We start from the raw sequence: 12,089 nt of genomic DNA on the forward strand, positions 1-12,089 counted from the left end.
TCAAGTCTGAGCTAGTACATCGGGTTCTGGGCTTTTATTATCTGGCAATAACAGGTGGCGAATACGGCGTTCGCTTATAAACCACTCATTGTTTTTTAATGTTAGGTTTAATGGGGATACTAAGTCATTAACGAACGTGGTGACTGGATAAGGGGAGCGAGCAAGTAAATCGATAATACTCAGTCTGCCGTTGCCAGAAATAGGTGCGATTTCTAATACCAGTAATCGGCCATTTGTAAGAGGGTATAACCCATCAGGAACTGCTAATTTTCGTTGCAGGTTTAGTTGAGAGAAGACCCGTTTATTTCTTCTTTATCTATCGTTGCGCGCACTAACGTACCTTCAGAATATAGCCCAAAAATTAAAATGCTATTTGGGAGTACCGCAATATCTGCCGGCCCAATACGACCAGCAGTACATAATTTACTGTTAAAAAAGTGAGTGAACTTAGAGGTGAGTGAATTCAAATGATAGACTCTATTTTTAGTACTATCTATAATTTTAAACACGTCCCGCTGCCTTTAATAAACCGCATTAGGGTTAAAGGCCAGCGTAAACACTGGTCGAAAAAACTAATGGATAGAATAACCCGGTATGTGTTGACTGGTTAACTCAACACAGGCCTTGTGTTCTAAGCATAGCGAGTATGTGGCAGGGCGTGTGCTATAAGTTAGCCAATCACCTTTAGAAATATTTTTAGTTGGGATTGTATTTAGATGCGTAATGACATCTCCTGCTTTTATACCAGCGCCTTCGCCGGGTAAGTTAGGCATAACATAACGAACTAAGAACTCACCTGATAATAACTTACGTACTTCTAAGCCCATTAAGTTGTAGCGAATTGTTATTGCATGATTGCTAATTGGGGTTAGGTAGAGCGTTTCACTAAAGTAGTCGACCGTGGTTTCAAATTGATTGAATATGCCGTTACCAATAACCCAATAATCCTCTTCATCGACGTTTTCTATTAAATTTGTTTTAATATGTGGTAGGGTTAGCTCTCCAAAACTGACACTTGGCAAACTAACACGCTTATGCTCCGTTTTACCACTTAGGCCTATATCTGCGCCTGTCACATATGCTGTAGGCAAAGGGATTTTATGGTTTTCTAGGTATTGTGCACTGAGCTTCAAATAATGTCGGCTACCGGTATCAATAATTATGTCTTGTTGGGTAATATGTTGGTGGCCAAAATCTACTTCACCTTCAACATAGAGCTTACTCATAAAAATATCGAAAGAGATTGAGTACGTGTGTTTTGATGGCGTGAAAGGGCGCTTTGAAACACTGACTTGATTTGCTTTTTTATTAAATGTCCAAGAAAAGTGGCGCAATAGATCATGGCCAATCACACCGTCGAAGATTAACTCGTCAGGGCGGTCAAAATAGCGGGTTTTGCTGGTCTTAATAAACGCACCATGGAATTGACGAACTTCCAAATCACCGAATTTGAGTGAATCCATAGTAATTTGATGGCTTTGGCTGTCTTCTTCATCCCCCCAACCGCCCAGTTGCAACTCGTAGCCTTTAGGTAACTTTAAGGCACGTACTTTTGGGGAATCAAGTAGGATAGTAAATGAAGCACCGGTGTCTATCAAAAATTTGAAGTTATCAACGCCATTAATGCTGCCATATATAAAGGTTTTTTCACCAATGTAATCTGTTTTTATATCAAATTGATTGAATTGGCTATGCCAATTTGGCACGACATCATCGTTTGCACTGCGTAATTTAAAGATATTTATTATGTTACAGCCACTCATCATTATTAAAGCGGTGATCACTATCAATATTCGAATTATGTTCATCATGTGCTCGTACCTGTGTTGTATGGAGTGGAGCAGGGTAAATGATTGGCCGTGAAGTAAATGTGAAGGAAAGTACCGATACACGATAGCAGTTACAGATTTATATGAGGCGATTTATTATACTTTGTGCTTATCAAACTCTATTCTTATTATTTTCCTTCATAAGTTCAACTGTATGAGATTCATACCATCAATGTTATTTAAGTGATGGTATGAATCCTTTAAACTAAGTCTTTGGAACTGTTAAGAGTGAGTAATTTTCTGCTTCATGCCATGGGAGCAAGTGTACAGAAACTTTTCCATAATCAGCGGTACCATTACCTTCCCAGTTTTGATCTATTACGTATACGCCATTTGAATTAGAGCCGATAGCAATAGCCACATGACCATATGGCTTTGAATCTCCTGGTTGCCAGTATTTACCGTTAGACTTGAATTTTGCAATTACTCGCCATTTTAGATACATAGATGAATTTAACTTTGCACCACTCCAACGCCAATGGCTTGTATGCTCAGCATCAGATAAAGCTCTAATAAATTGAACGCATTGAAAGTAAGTATCGAAGCTTTCACCAACCGAAATTAGGTCATTTAAAGAGGTTATATATCTACTATCATGCTTACTAGCACTTGTTGAACCGTACTTTTTAAATACATTGGCAATATTGTTTGTGTATTTTAAATATAGAATACTTCCACCAAAAACATGGTCTGTTTCTCTAGAGAAATTATTAGGGTTTGAAATTAAACTCTCTAAGTCGTTTTTGACACCTGGTTTTAGGGTGGCAAATTTATAATCTTGGGCGTATAAGCCTTGTGATTGAATAATTACAAAAAGAAATAGTAAACTTTTTATGAGTTTCATATGATAAATCCTTATCGAGCGTTTATCTTGAGTGTTAATTAAATTAAAGGTTTACTGCCGTACATCTTGACCTTATGGTTCCGGTATATGGTAAATTAGTGACCTTACAATAAGCCATACTCATCAGTCTTATAGTTGTTGGGCTTTGTATATTAAAAAGCGCAGTACTATATGCTTTGCAGTGATAAGAAATTTACGTAGTTTTTTTTCTGGGAAAAAGGCACGCAATTGACTTGTTTTTTTTCATTTTTTGATTGGCTTGGTGTTAATTACTATTTACGGGAGAGCTCAAACGACTTATAAATTTCAGTAACTATTTATAAAGTATGGTTTTTTTCTTGCCGATAATTGTAAGATCTTAGCGCCTATGTCGGCAACTTCGGCTCTGGTAACTATTTTTTTTGGGTGAAAGTAGTTACTTTCAGCGCTACAAAATTTGTAGAAGTGGCAGAGTTGTGCGTGCTTTAGTGATTTTAAGTCGTTAAAGGAGGTCACATCTTTAAAGTGAATCGGTGTATAACTTTTGAGTTGGTTTGGGTCATATAGCTGTAAAAGCTGACTTACAGTTACAGCTAGCCATTCTTTTGAAACTGGCTTTTTTGGGTTGAAAGCATGAGGCGATGGTAAAAATCCAGCTTTATGGGCATAGTTGAGGTATGCATTAGCCCAAGAGAAGTCTTCAATAAAGCCTTGCTGATTATGTATTACTAGGTTTTTAAAATATTTATCGGTTTTACTTAATTGAATTAGACCTTTCTCGTGTGCGGATAGAAAAAGGATAGAAAGCGCTTCAGCTTGTTTGGAAACTTGTTCAGGTTGAAATACTCGTTGTTTACCATCATGCGAGGGTCGTCCAATGACTATACCTCGCATAGCTAAATAATGAATATTAGTATAATAGGGGTTATATGGCGTGACATCGCTAAATTCTATTGGTAAATCAGACCCATTCCGAATTACGAACCTTAAAGTTAATTTCTCATATTTTTTATTATATTTTAAAGCTTGAATGGTGATCGTGTGGATGCCATCGTCATAAAATATGTTGTGATAATACCCATCACTACTAATATAGCCACCGCCTTTAACCTTGAGTGATAGATCGGATATGTTGATACTATCGGGTATGACTTTCAATTTAATTTCTTCATTAACTTTACCTCCATGATTGGTAAAAACATAGGGAGAAAAAAAATTACCATGTCCCTCAAAGTTATTAATAGGACTAATAACAGGCTGGGTATTGCTTCCTTTCATAGTGTCATTGTTTAGTATTTTATAAAACTCACCGTTACTTTCTTGTGCTGTAAAGAGTGTGCTTAGAAAATCAATAGCTTGATTTTGCTTGGTTTGTTGCTCTCTAATAGTTGTGTTTTTAGATGATACAACATACAAAAAGGATGCCGAAAAAATTGAAATAAAGAAAAAGTATGTGAATACAGGCTTAAACTTTGCACAATAGCATGTGAATCTATCTGTGTTTGATACATCCTTTATTTTTGACACGTCTAATACATATGCAGATTGCAGTGATTTTCTAAGTTCAGCGATTGTTGGCGTTCTATTAATCGCTTCTTTTAGAGAAGCTTGTTCAAGGACTGAATTAATCAGGCGTACTTTAAGTTGCGTTTGTCGAAAGTGGTTTTTTAAGACGTATTGGAACACCTTAGCAGCAGAATAGACATCACTGGAAAAGTTTAAAGTATCACCATTTAATTGTTCGGGACTTGAGAAGTTTAGGGTAAAGCCCAGAGGCTTTGTATTTGATTTGACGGATAAGCTAGAATGAGACTCTCGCGCGATACCAAAATCAACCAAACTCGGCTTCATTTTACTATTTATCAATATGTTACTTGGTTTTATATCTGCATGCAGGATTTGCTGATTATGTGCATGCTCTAATGCATCACATATATCGAGAAAAATACTAAAAGCTTGATCAAGGGATAAGTTCCGTTTGGACAAGAAGGTATTTAGCGGTAAACCAGGCACATAGTCCATAACCATATAATAGTAATGTTGGTATTCTCCAATATTAAAAACGCGCACTATGCCATGATGGCTGAACTTAGCTAAGCTTTGAGCTTCGTAGTTAAGCGTTGTCATACCGGCAGTTAGGTGAGGCGCAGGGTAAAGAAGTTTTATGGCAACGGTTTGATCGAATTTTCCATCACAGCGCTGAGCTTTATAAACCACTCCTTGGCCGCCTTCTCCTATGAGTTCTATCAACTTGAAATCGTCGATAATCTCCCCACTTAAGAACAATAGGTCATTATTGCCAAGTGCAAAATTTACACTGTTAGAAAGTAAAAGTGGTAAAAAGTGGTCTTGTTTATTTCGGATGTGTGAGGAGATGAGCTGCTTAACCTCTGCGGCAACTTTATTGTCTAGGTTGTTTATCTTAGACAGCTCAAGGGTCATTTCATTATCTGAAAAAGCTAATAAATCAGAAAATATATCGAGGGCATCGGTTTTTTTGCTCTCGTTGATAGTCATAGTGTGTCTACGAACTTACTGCGTAGAAAAGCGTTTGCTATATCAAGTTGCCGATAAACCTTTCCTGTTGATAAGCAGAGCTCGTTTGCTATTTCGTCGCCTGTCATACCTAAAAAATAGTAAAAAAGAGCCACTTCGTAACATGATTCTGACTTGTTTTTGAGTAGGCTTATTGCTTCATCAAAAATAGTGTATTGCTCATTTTCAATGATAGTTTGTTGGTCTAGCTGGCTTAAAGATGTATGGGTTATTAAATTACCACGTTTAGATGCATGTATTTTTCTCAGCTCACTCACTAAAGCATTTCGTATAAAAGTGGATACGTCTTTTAAATACTGTTTTCTACTGAAGTAATCTTTAGTGGGAGGAGCAAAGTAAATAAAGTATTCATTTAAAAAAGACGTCGTATTAGGCATTAAACTAAGTTCGGGGTTATTTTTTTGTAAGTTAGCTTTATGTTTTTTTAAGCTTGTTTTTAAGTGTAAAAATATCGCTGATTTAAGCTCATTTTCAGATTCGACACAGCCTGCCTTCCACTTTTGTATTAACAAAGTCACATCGTTTTTCATTATTAATGACCAGTCTATCCTAAGTAAGTGTTTTTTCTTATGCATTTACATATAAGCATTGTAAATCTAAAGTTAAAAAAGTTAAAGGGTTAACTTTGTTGGTCGTAGTGTATGCTGTTTTTTCATTAAAAAAGTGGTGCGTCACTGTATAGATTACTTAACAAAAACAAGTCGTTTTTTCAGTCTCTGTACTATTAATAATAGTGACATGCGGCTTTATTGAGTAAATGGCAGACTGAGGATTTAGATTTATGTAAAGCGAACTATGTATATTGACGTATTATTTGAATGTTATATGAAACTTGGTGGAATAGAGGATGAGGTGTTTTATAATGTTATTTTTGGTACAACCGAGTGGATTCGAACCACCGACCCCTACCATGTCAAGGTAGTGCTCTAACCAACTGAGCTACGGTTGTATTTCAGGTATGAACTCTAAATTAGAGTTGGTACGACCGAGTGGATTCGAACCACCGACCCCCACCATGTCAAGGTGGTGCTCTAACCAACTGAGCTACGGTCGTACTATAACGTTGTTATGTAATGAATATTACTTGGCAACGGCGGCTAATATATAGCGACAATGCGTTTTGATCAAGCGTGTTTTATAAATTTTTGTTTGTTTGCACTTTTTTTATTCATTAAGGACGAATTTCGCACGTTTTATAAAAGTCTTGCCACCACTTGACGTGCGTTACCGTACTCACTTTCATTTGCTTCAGCAGTGAGTTGGTATGTTCAGGGTTAAAAGATTCCGCTAAATCAGGGTGATTGCTCCAAAGCTTGAATAATAACGGAGATGCTTTTTCTAGCATATTGGTCAATTGTGATTGATAGGGTTGCAGCTTCTCTAAATAATACTTTGAAAATACATTGCTGAGTATTTGCGCTTTTTTCTTATTTTTACCTACTGGGCATAGCTCATCACTGATTTTTATTTGGTTTAACCAGCGTGTGGTTGTGTCGTTGAGTAATATGTGTTGTTTGGTGGATGTGATGAGCTTGGGAATGAATTTGTTTTTATGTAATTTTTGCAGCGCGATGGTAATGTTGTCGGTGTTTATCTTATTCACAGTAGCCTGATGTAGCAAGTGTGCTTGTAAATTAGAAAGCGCGGTCAGAGCTTCTAAGCTGGCTGTTTGTTGCTCTAGATGGCGGTCAAACGCAATTTCACTGGCGGTGAGGTACGTGAGCTGGGAGAGCTCAGCTTCATTAAAAAGCATGTGTTCAAAAGATTGCGCAAACTGTAGCTGCTTTTCTTTTTTTACTGCAATGAGTTTGTTTTTAATCGCCGTATCGTGAGTCTGCGGATCATCAAGACAGTTTTGCACATGTTGAACAAACTCAATGTTATATTTAAGTGCTTCGCTTGCAGGCCATACTTTGCCCAATTGATTATTTTTTTTTGCGATTAATTGGCTCAATTTACAGTGGTTAATACTGGCAAATTCTATGATTGATAAACTGACTTCTGAGGAAGGCTTGTCGACATTAGGGTGAGGCAGTTGTTGTAGTTCTTCGTTGTTTGGCGCATCTTTTTCCACAACAGAGCTTAGCCGCTGTTGATATTCTACGTAAGTATTGCTGGGCTGTGGCGAGCAAGCAGCAATATAAACTATGCATATACTAAGTAATGTTAATTTTAACAAGACGATTCCTTACACTGACTAATAACAACACAGAGGCAACACTGAGCCCGACGATGATCCCAACCCAAAAACCTTTGGGGCCCATAGCGGAAGTAATTATATCTGTTTTAGTTAATACGTAACCCAAACTAAAACCGATGATCCAGTATGAGAAAAATGTGATACCTGTGATCGGTTTAGTATATTTTAGCCCCCTGAGTACACCGTTAGCAGCAACTTGCAATGCGTCAGGGAGCTGATAAACACATGCAAGTATAATAATACTTGATGCGAGTAACGCGACCTGCTCATCTTTGGTATACAATAACACGATAGCGTCACGGCCGAAAAATGTAACTAGAGCGACAAAAGCAGCAATCATAACAGCAAGGAATAAGCTGGTAGAAATTGCCGTTTTTAATTGAGTGTTGGCTTGTTGCCCAGACAAGTTACCAATCCTAATGGCAATTGCCATTGATAAGCTCAGAGGCATCATAAATAGGATGGTGGTTACACTTGCCGCGACTTGGTGCCCTGATACAGCAATCGCGCCTAAGTCTGCGATGAACAATGGAATACAGGCAAATAAGGTAACTTCAAAAAAAGTCGCTAAGCAAATAGGCAGCCCCAATTTGGCGATATAGCCCATAAGATGGAGGTTCGGTAATTTTAAGCTTTGGAGTAGCCATTTCCCTTTGATTTTTTTACTGTTAAAACTATATACGATTTGCGCTAAGGCCATTGCCCAAAATACCAATGCGGTAGCTAGCCCGCATCCTGCACTACCAAGCGCAGGCATCCCTAATTTTCCATAAATGAAAATATAGTTTGCGATTACATTGATACCAAGCCCGATGATACTGATGTAAAAAGCCGGTTTTGTTAGGCCTATTCCTTCTGTGACATTTCGATATACAGAGAATAATAAAAAACCGAGTATGCCCCATTTTACGAAATCGATATAGCCTTGTGCCAAATCGGTAATTTCGGTTGTCGTGCCTAGATTTAAAAATACCGCTGGTGTGAACTGAGCAACGATGAAACCAAGCGAAGAAAGCAATAAACAAAGGTAGAGGCTTTGCTGAAAATACTGTTTTATCCCTTTTTCATCATTGGCGCCAAAACAATGGGCGACAATCCCCGTCAAGGCTAACAAAATTCCTTGTAATGAAAAGACTAACGGGTTCCAGATACCGGTAGCAATTGATAACGCAGCAAGATCATTGGTACTGACTTGGCCTGCCATAATCGTATCGACGACAGACATAAGGACCAACATGATTTGTGCTAAAAATACCGGAGTGGCAAGTTGGAGTAAGCGCTTGGCTTCCCAATAACTGAACTTCATAATCACACTACATGAGTAAAAACCCAATATTAATCATACCCTCACTATAAAGCCAGAGATTAATCACTCATTGAATATGGCCAATACCTTTAGCCATGATGCGCAATGAGGTATCATTATTCATACTATCATTCATTAAGGTCTTTCATGTTCACAGGTATTGTTCAAACTCAAGCAACGGTTATTTCGTGCAATAAATCAGAAGGAGTGTTAAGGCTGGTTCTATCTGTTGCAAGCAGCTACTTACAGCATTTAGATATAGGTGCAAGCATTGCAATTAACGGATGTTGTTTAACTGTCGTACGTTACGAAGTAAACGCTCAAGATATTGTTGGGCAAGTGTACTTCGATGTGATTGATGAGTCATTAAAATTAACAAATTTGGGATTATTACAACGTGGATCTAAGGTTAACTTTGAGCGTTCGTTAACATTTGGCACAGAGATCGGCGGCCATATTGTGTCTGGACATATTCATTGTGCGGCAGAAGTTGTCTCAGTGGTGAAAGATCACGATAATTGCAAAGTGCATTTAAGTTTACCAACTGAGTGGCTTAAATTTGTGCTTTATAAAGGGTTTATCACGATAAATGGCGCGAGTTTAACGGTAGGGGAAGTCGATGAACACGGTTTTTGGCTGCACCTCATTCCTGAAACTTTGGTTATTACAAATCTAGGGCGCGCAATGGCTGGAGATTTACTCAATATTGAGGTCGACCAACAAACGTATACAATAGTTAATACTGTGGAAGGGTATTTACGTAAAAGTACACAAGTTGCTTAAAAGTGCAGTATTCCTTCTGACTTAAATTCAGAATATCTGTTCGTCGTCACTGTCTACATGTAACTCAAGCTTATTAAATGCTCTATCTATATGCATATTTAAGTGGATAGGGTTACAGCATGCAGCGCAATCCTCGTAAAAGTCTTGATCGCCTTCGCTGGTATCAAGGCTTACAAATATATGGTGCCCACAGTGTGGACAGCTAATTCTTTGGTCATATACAGTTTTCATCTGGCTCTCCATTAGGCCTTATTAACCTAATTAATGCACTAATTTAAATATAGCACTAAATGCCAGTATGACAGATTTATTATGACTATTTTAAAATCTCTTGAATGCGCTGTTTAGCTTGATAAAGGTAATCGCCTGCGAATAAGTTTGCACTTAAAAGAAGGGGGTAAAGCTGATAGATAGCTTTTTTTAAGGTACGCTCTTGTTTTGCAGGTTTGACGGTATTGTAGCCGCTGTAAAAGGCTTCAGGCAGCGGGGTATAGAGCTCTGCCATCGCAATATCTACCTCGCTATCGCCGTAATAGCATGCAGGGTTGAATAGACAGGGTTTGTCTTGATTAAATGCGATATTGCCCGACCAGAAATGGCCATGTAATAGGGAAGGTTGTACATGGTGAGGCAGCAGTGTTTTTATAAGTGTGACAAATTCATCGATGTTAACTAGCATAATGCCTTTTTCTGCTAATAGTTGTAGCTGCCAACCAATGCGATCTTCAGCAAAAAATGTTTCCCACTTTTTGTGCCATTGATTTGGCTGGAGTAATTGCTGAATATAGTTATCGTGCTCTAAGCCGAACATCTCCTGCTCATGGCGTTGGTGCATTTTGGCAAGTAACGCGCCGCAATCGTGCCAATTAGGCGTACTCTGTTGTGTATCTAACCACTCCAAAACCATAAAGCTAAAGTCTAAGCTACTCCCTATGGTGATAGTGTCCCCTATCATAAAGTCACTATCACGGGTCAAAAGGTCTAATGAATGTGCTTGCGCTTCAAATCTTTCTAACGCGGTAAGTCGGTCAACTTTCACGAGATAGGCATGCTTATCATCACAGATTTTATACAACTTCTCTTTGTTATGAGAGGCTAATTGCTTTTTGTCTGTGAACTCAAAATCACTGTGTAGTGCGCTTGATATTTGTTGATTAACCATATTCCACATATGAAACATTACCTGAAAACGACAACTGGTTAAACAAACTATGGATGAAAACGGATAGAACTCAAATGAATAGTCGCTTTTTTTACTGCGTGTAGGTAGATGTAAGTATTTAGGTATGATAACTAGTGCATTGTTTGGTGGTTTTAACGCTTAACGGACGTATATTTTTTTCATTCAACCGTATAAAATGCCGCGGTAAAATATATAAGGTGTATCAATGAATAAAAGCTTAATTACAAATATTGTTGCGACGTTATGTGTATTAGTGGGATATGTAAGTGGACATGCAATTATTTTCTCAATAGGCATTTTTGCGTTGTCAGGTGCGGTGACTAATTTAGTCGCGATTCATATGCTATTTGAAAAGGTGCCATTTTTATATGGTTCAGGTGTGATCACATTAAAATTTAAAGAGTTCAAAAGCTCGATTAGAAAGCTGATCTTAGAGGAGTTTTTCCACAAAGATAAAATTAGCCATTTGTTACAGAGTCAAAAAGACAACTTAGATTTGACGCCTGTGATCAAAAAAGTTGATTTAGATCCTGCGTTTGACACATTAGTTGGGGTGATCGAATCTTCGCAGTTTGGACCTATGCTGACTATGTTTGGAGGAAGCGAAGCGTTACAACCAATGCGAAGCTCTTTCGTTGAAAAAATGCAAGACACACTCATTGATATTACCCAAGAACCTAAATTTAAAGCGCTAATGGTCAACGAGTTAATCGGGGGGAACGCCTCGTCTATTCATGACACCATAGAACAAGCAGTAGATCATCGTTTAGATGAACTCACGCCAACAATGGTTAAAGATATTATTCAAAATATGATTAAAACGCATTTGGGGTGGCTCGTTGTTTGGGGTGGAGTGTTCGGTGGTCTGTTTGGGTTAATGGCAGCATTTGTCTAATTTACAAAACTAATGCGCTAGCAAACGTCAAAGCGCATTAGTTGATTTTGTAACTGCATTATTTTGACCCAGAAATCGTAATTGGTGCGGAAGTATTTTCTATAGCTGCTGAAAGGTCCCTAATATGCGTGCTGGTTGTATTAATATTCAAGAAGTTTGCTGAGTTATCAAGGTTGTATCTAGAAGCAAACTCCTCCAGAGACATATCATTACATGTTAAACGGTTGCTAAGTACGGTTTTTCGTGTATTAAGTTGGCGTATGGTTTTGAGTATTGTTAATTTATGATTAGAGGCGACTGCGACACATAATTGTGTTGCAGCGGTATCGTCAGCAGCTACGAATTCATTGGCTAGAGAGTTTGTTGAAGTTAATAAAATTACAGCGCCAGTTACTATAGTTAATGTGTTCATTATAATGCTCCATTTATTGCGGTGTGTGAATACACTACAAGTATTACTTGTAATCTTTCTAAATGCTGTAAAGCAATATCGACAGAGTGTAACGAAGTATGA

General features: G+C 37.9%; 12 protein-coding genes and 2 tRNA genes. 2 read left to right on the forward strand and 12 right to left on the reverse strand.

Annotated features, from left to right (window positions below; genetic code table 11):
• Window positions 1-281: 281 nt before the first annotated feature.
• From CWC18_RS04230 to CWC18_RS04270, 9 genes are all read right to left on the reverse strand, one after another.
• Window positions 282-509 (reverse strand): hypothetical protein, encoded by a 228-nt coding sequence (locus tag CWC18_RS04230; RefSeq protein ID WP_138593684.1) that lies wholly within the window; start codon window positions 507-509, stop codon window positions 282-284.
• Window positions 510-572: 63 nt separating this feature from the next.
• Window positions 573-1,811: an aspartyl protease family protein gene (locus CWC18_RS04235; RefSeq protein ID WP_138674783.1), complete on the reverse strand. Its 1,239-nt coding sequence runs from the start codon at window positions 1,809-1,811 to the stop codon at window positions 573-575.
• Window positions 1,812-2,034: 223 nt separating this feature from the next.
• Window positions 2,035-2,673: a BPSL0067 family protein gene (locus CWC18_RS04240; RefSeq protein WP_138597398.1), complete on the reverse strand. Its 639-nt coding sequence runs from the start codon at window positions 2,671-2,673 to the stop codon at window positions 2,035-2,037.
• Window positions 2,674-2,979: 306 nt separating this feature from the next.
• On the reverse strand, window positions 2,980-5,169 hold the full coding sequence (locus CWC18_RS04245; RefSeq protein WP_138674784.1) for a serine/threonine protein kinase: 2,190 nt from the start codon (window positions 5,167-5,169) through the stop codon (window positions 2,980-2,982).
• Window positions 5,166-5,726 (reverse strand): ECF-type sigma factor, encoded by a 561-nt coding sequence (locus tag CWC18_RS04250; RefSeq protein ID WP_171041036.1) that lies wholly within the window; start codon window positions 5,724-5,726, stop codon window positions 5,166-5,168. Before CWC18_RS04250 ends, CWC18_RS04245 begins: the two co-directional genes overlap by 4 nt.
• A gap of 354 nt (window positions 5,727-6,080) precedes the next feature.
• Window positions 6,081-6,157: transfer RNA gene (locus CWC18_RS04255), tRNA-Val, on the reverse strand.
• A 28-nt stretch (window positions 6,158-6,185) separates the two neighbouring features.
• Window positions 6,186-6,262 (reverse strand) — tRNA-Val (locus tag CWC18_RS04260).
• A 117-nt stretch (window positions 6,263-6,379) separates the two neighbouring features.
• The gene (locus tag CWC18_RS04265; RefSeq protein ID WP_171041037.1) at window positions 6,380-7,387 is read right to left on the reverse strand and encodes a DUF3080 family protein; all 1,008 of its coding nucleotides are present in this window, start codon (window positions 7,385-7,387) and stop codon (window positions 6,380-6,382) included.
• Complete coding sequence (locus CWC18_RS04270; RefSeq protein WP_138674787.1) at window positions 7,365-8,714, reverse strand: MATE family efflux transporter; 1,350 nt, start codon at window positions 8,712-8,714, stop codon at window positions 7,365-7,367. Before CWC18_RS04270 ends, CWC18_RS04265 begins: the two co-directional genes overlap by 23 nt.
• Window positions 8,715-8,861: 147 nt before the next feature.
• On the opposite strand from CWC18_RS04270, the gene CWC18_RS04275 reads away from it, so the two are divergent.
• The gene (locus CWC18_RS04275) at window positions 8,862-9,497 is read left to right on the forward strand and encodes a riboflavin synthase subunit alpha (RefSeq protein WP_138591955.1); all 636 of its coding nucleotides are present in this window, start codon (window positions 8,862-8,864) and stop codon (window positions 9,495-9,497) included.
• A gap of 27 nt (window positions 9,498-9,524) precedes the next feature.
• Here the strand turns inward: CWC18_RS04275 and CWC18_RS04280 are convergent, their stop codons facing one another.
• Together CWC18_RS04280 and CWC18_RS04285 are read right to left on the reverse strand one after the other, a co-directional pair.
• Entirely contained in the window at window positions 9,525-9,728 is a 204-nt protein-coding gene (locus tag CWC18_RS04280) for a CPXCG motif-containing cysteine-rich protein (RefSeq protein WP_119860407.1), read from the reverse strand.
• Window positions 9,729-9,813: 85 nt separating this feature from the next.
• On the reverse strand, window positions 9,814-10,668 hold the full coding sequence (locus tag CWC18_RS04285) for a fructosamine kinase family protein (RefSeq protein ID WP_138674788.1): 855 nt from the start codon (window positions 10,666-10,668) through the stop codon (window positions 9,814-9,816).
• 217 nt (window positions 10,669-10,885) lie between these two features.
• On the opposite strand from CWC18_RS04285, the gene CWC18_RS04290 reads away from it, so the two are divergent.
• The gene (locus CWC18_RS04290) at window positions 10,886-11,575 is read left to right on the forward strand and encodes a DUF445 domain-containing protein (protein ID WP_138591957.1); all 690 of its coding nucleotides are present in this window, start codon (window positions 10,886-10,888) and stop codon (window positions 11,573-11,575) included.
• 58 nt (window positions 11,576-11,633) lie between these two features.
• On the opposite strand, the gene CWC18_RS04295 is transcribed toward CWC18_RS04290, so the two are convergent.
• Window positions 11,634-11,987: a DUF3718 domain-containing protein gene (locus tag CWC18_RS04295; protein ID WP_138591958.1), complete on the reverse strand. Its 354-nt coding sequence runs from the start codon at window positions 11,985-11,987 to the stop codon at window positions 11,634-11,636.
• Window positions 11,988-12,089: the final 102 nt, after the last annotated feature.

Source organism: Pseudoalteromonas aurantia, assembly GCF_005886875.1.
In the GTDB taxonomy this organism is placed as follows: domain Bacteria; phylum Pseudomonadota; class Gammaproteobacteria; order Enterobacterales; family Alteromonadaceae; genus Pseudoalteromonas; species Pseudoalteromonas aurantia_A.

What these genes read in the sequence shown, in the direction of transcription:
- CWC18_RS04240 (WP_138597398.1), bottom strand. Translation starts at nt 2,673, where the DNA reads ATGAAACTCATAAAAAGTTTACTATTTCTTTTTGTAATTATTCAATCA.
- CWC18_RS04290 (WP_138591957.1), top strand. Translation starts at nt 10,886, where the DNA reads ATGAATAAAAGCTTAATTACAAATATTGTTGCGACGTTATGTGTATTA.
- CWC18_RS04245 (WP_138674784.1), bottom strand. Translation starts at nt 5,169, where the DNA reads ATGACTATCAACGAGAGCAAAAAAACCGATGCCCTCGATATATTTTCT.
- CWC18_RS04235 (WP_138674783.1), bottom strand. Translation starts at nt 1,811, where the DNA reads ATGATGAACATAATTCGAATATTGATAGTGATCACCGCTTTAATAATG.
- CWC18_RS04295 (WP_138591958.1), bottom strand. Translation starts at nt 11,987, where the DNA reads ATGAACACATTAACTATAGTAACTGGCGCTGTAATTTTATTAACTTCA.
- CWC18_RS04275 (WP_138591955.1), top strand. Translation starts at nt 8,862, where the DNA reads ATGTTCACAGGTATTGTTCAAACTCAAGCAACGGTTATTTCGTGCAAT.
- CWC18_RS04270 (WP_138674787.1), bottom strand. Translation starts at nt 8,714, where the DNA reads ATGAAGTTCAGTTATTGGGAAGCCAAGCGCTTACTCCAACTTGCCACT.
- CWC18_RS04280 (WP_119860407.1), bottom strand. Translation starts at nt 9,728, where the DNA reads ATGAAAACTGTATATGACCAAAGAATTAGCTGTCCACACTGTGGGCAC.
- CWC18_RS04285 (WP_138674788.1), bottom strand. Translation starts at nt 10,668, where the DNA reads ATGTGGAATATGGTTAATCAACAAATATCAAGCGCACTACACAGTGAT.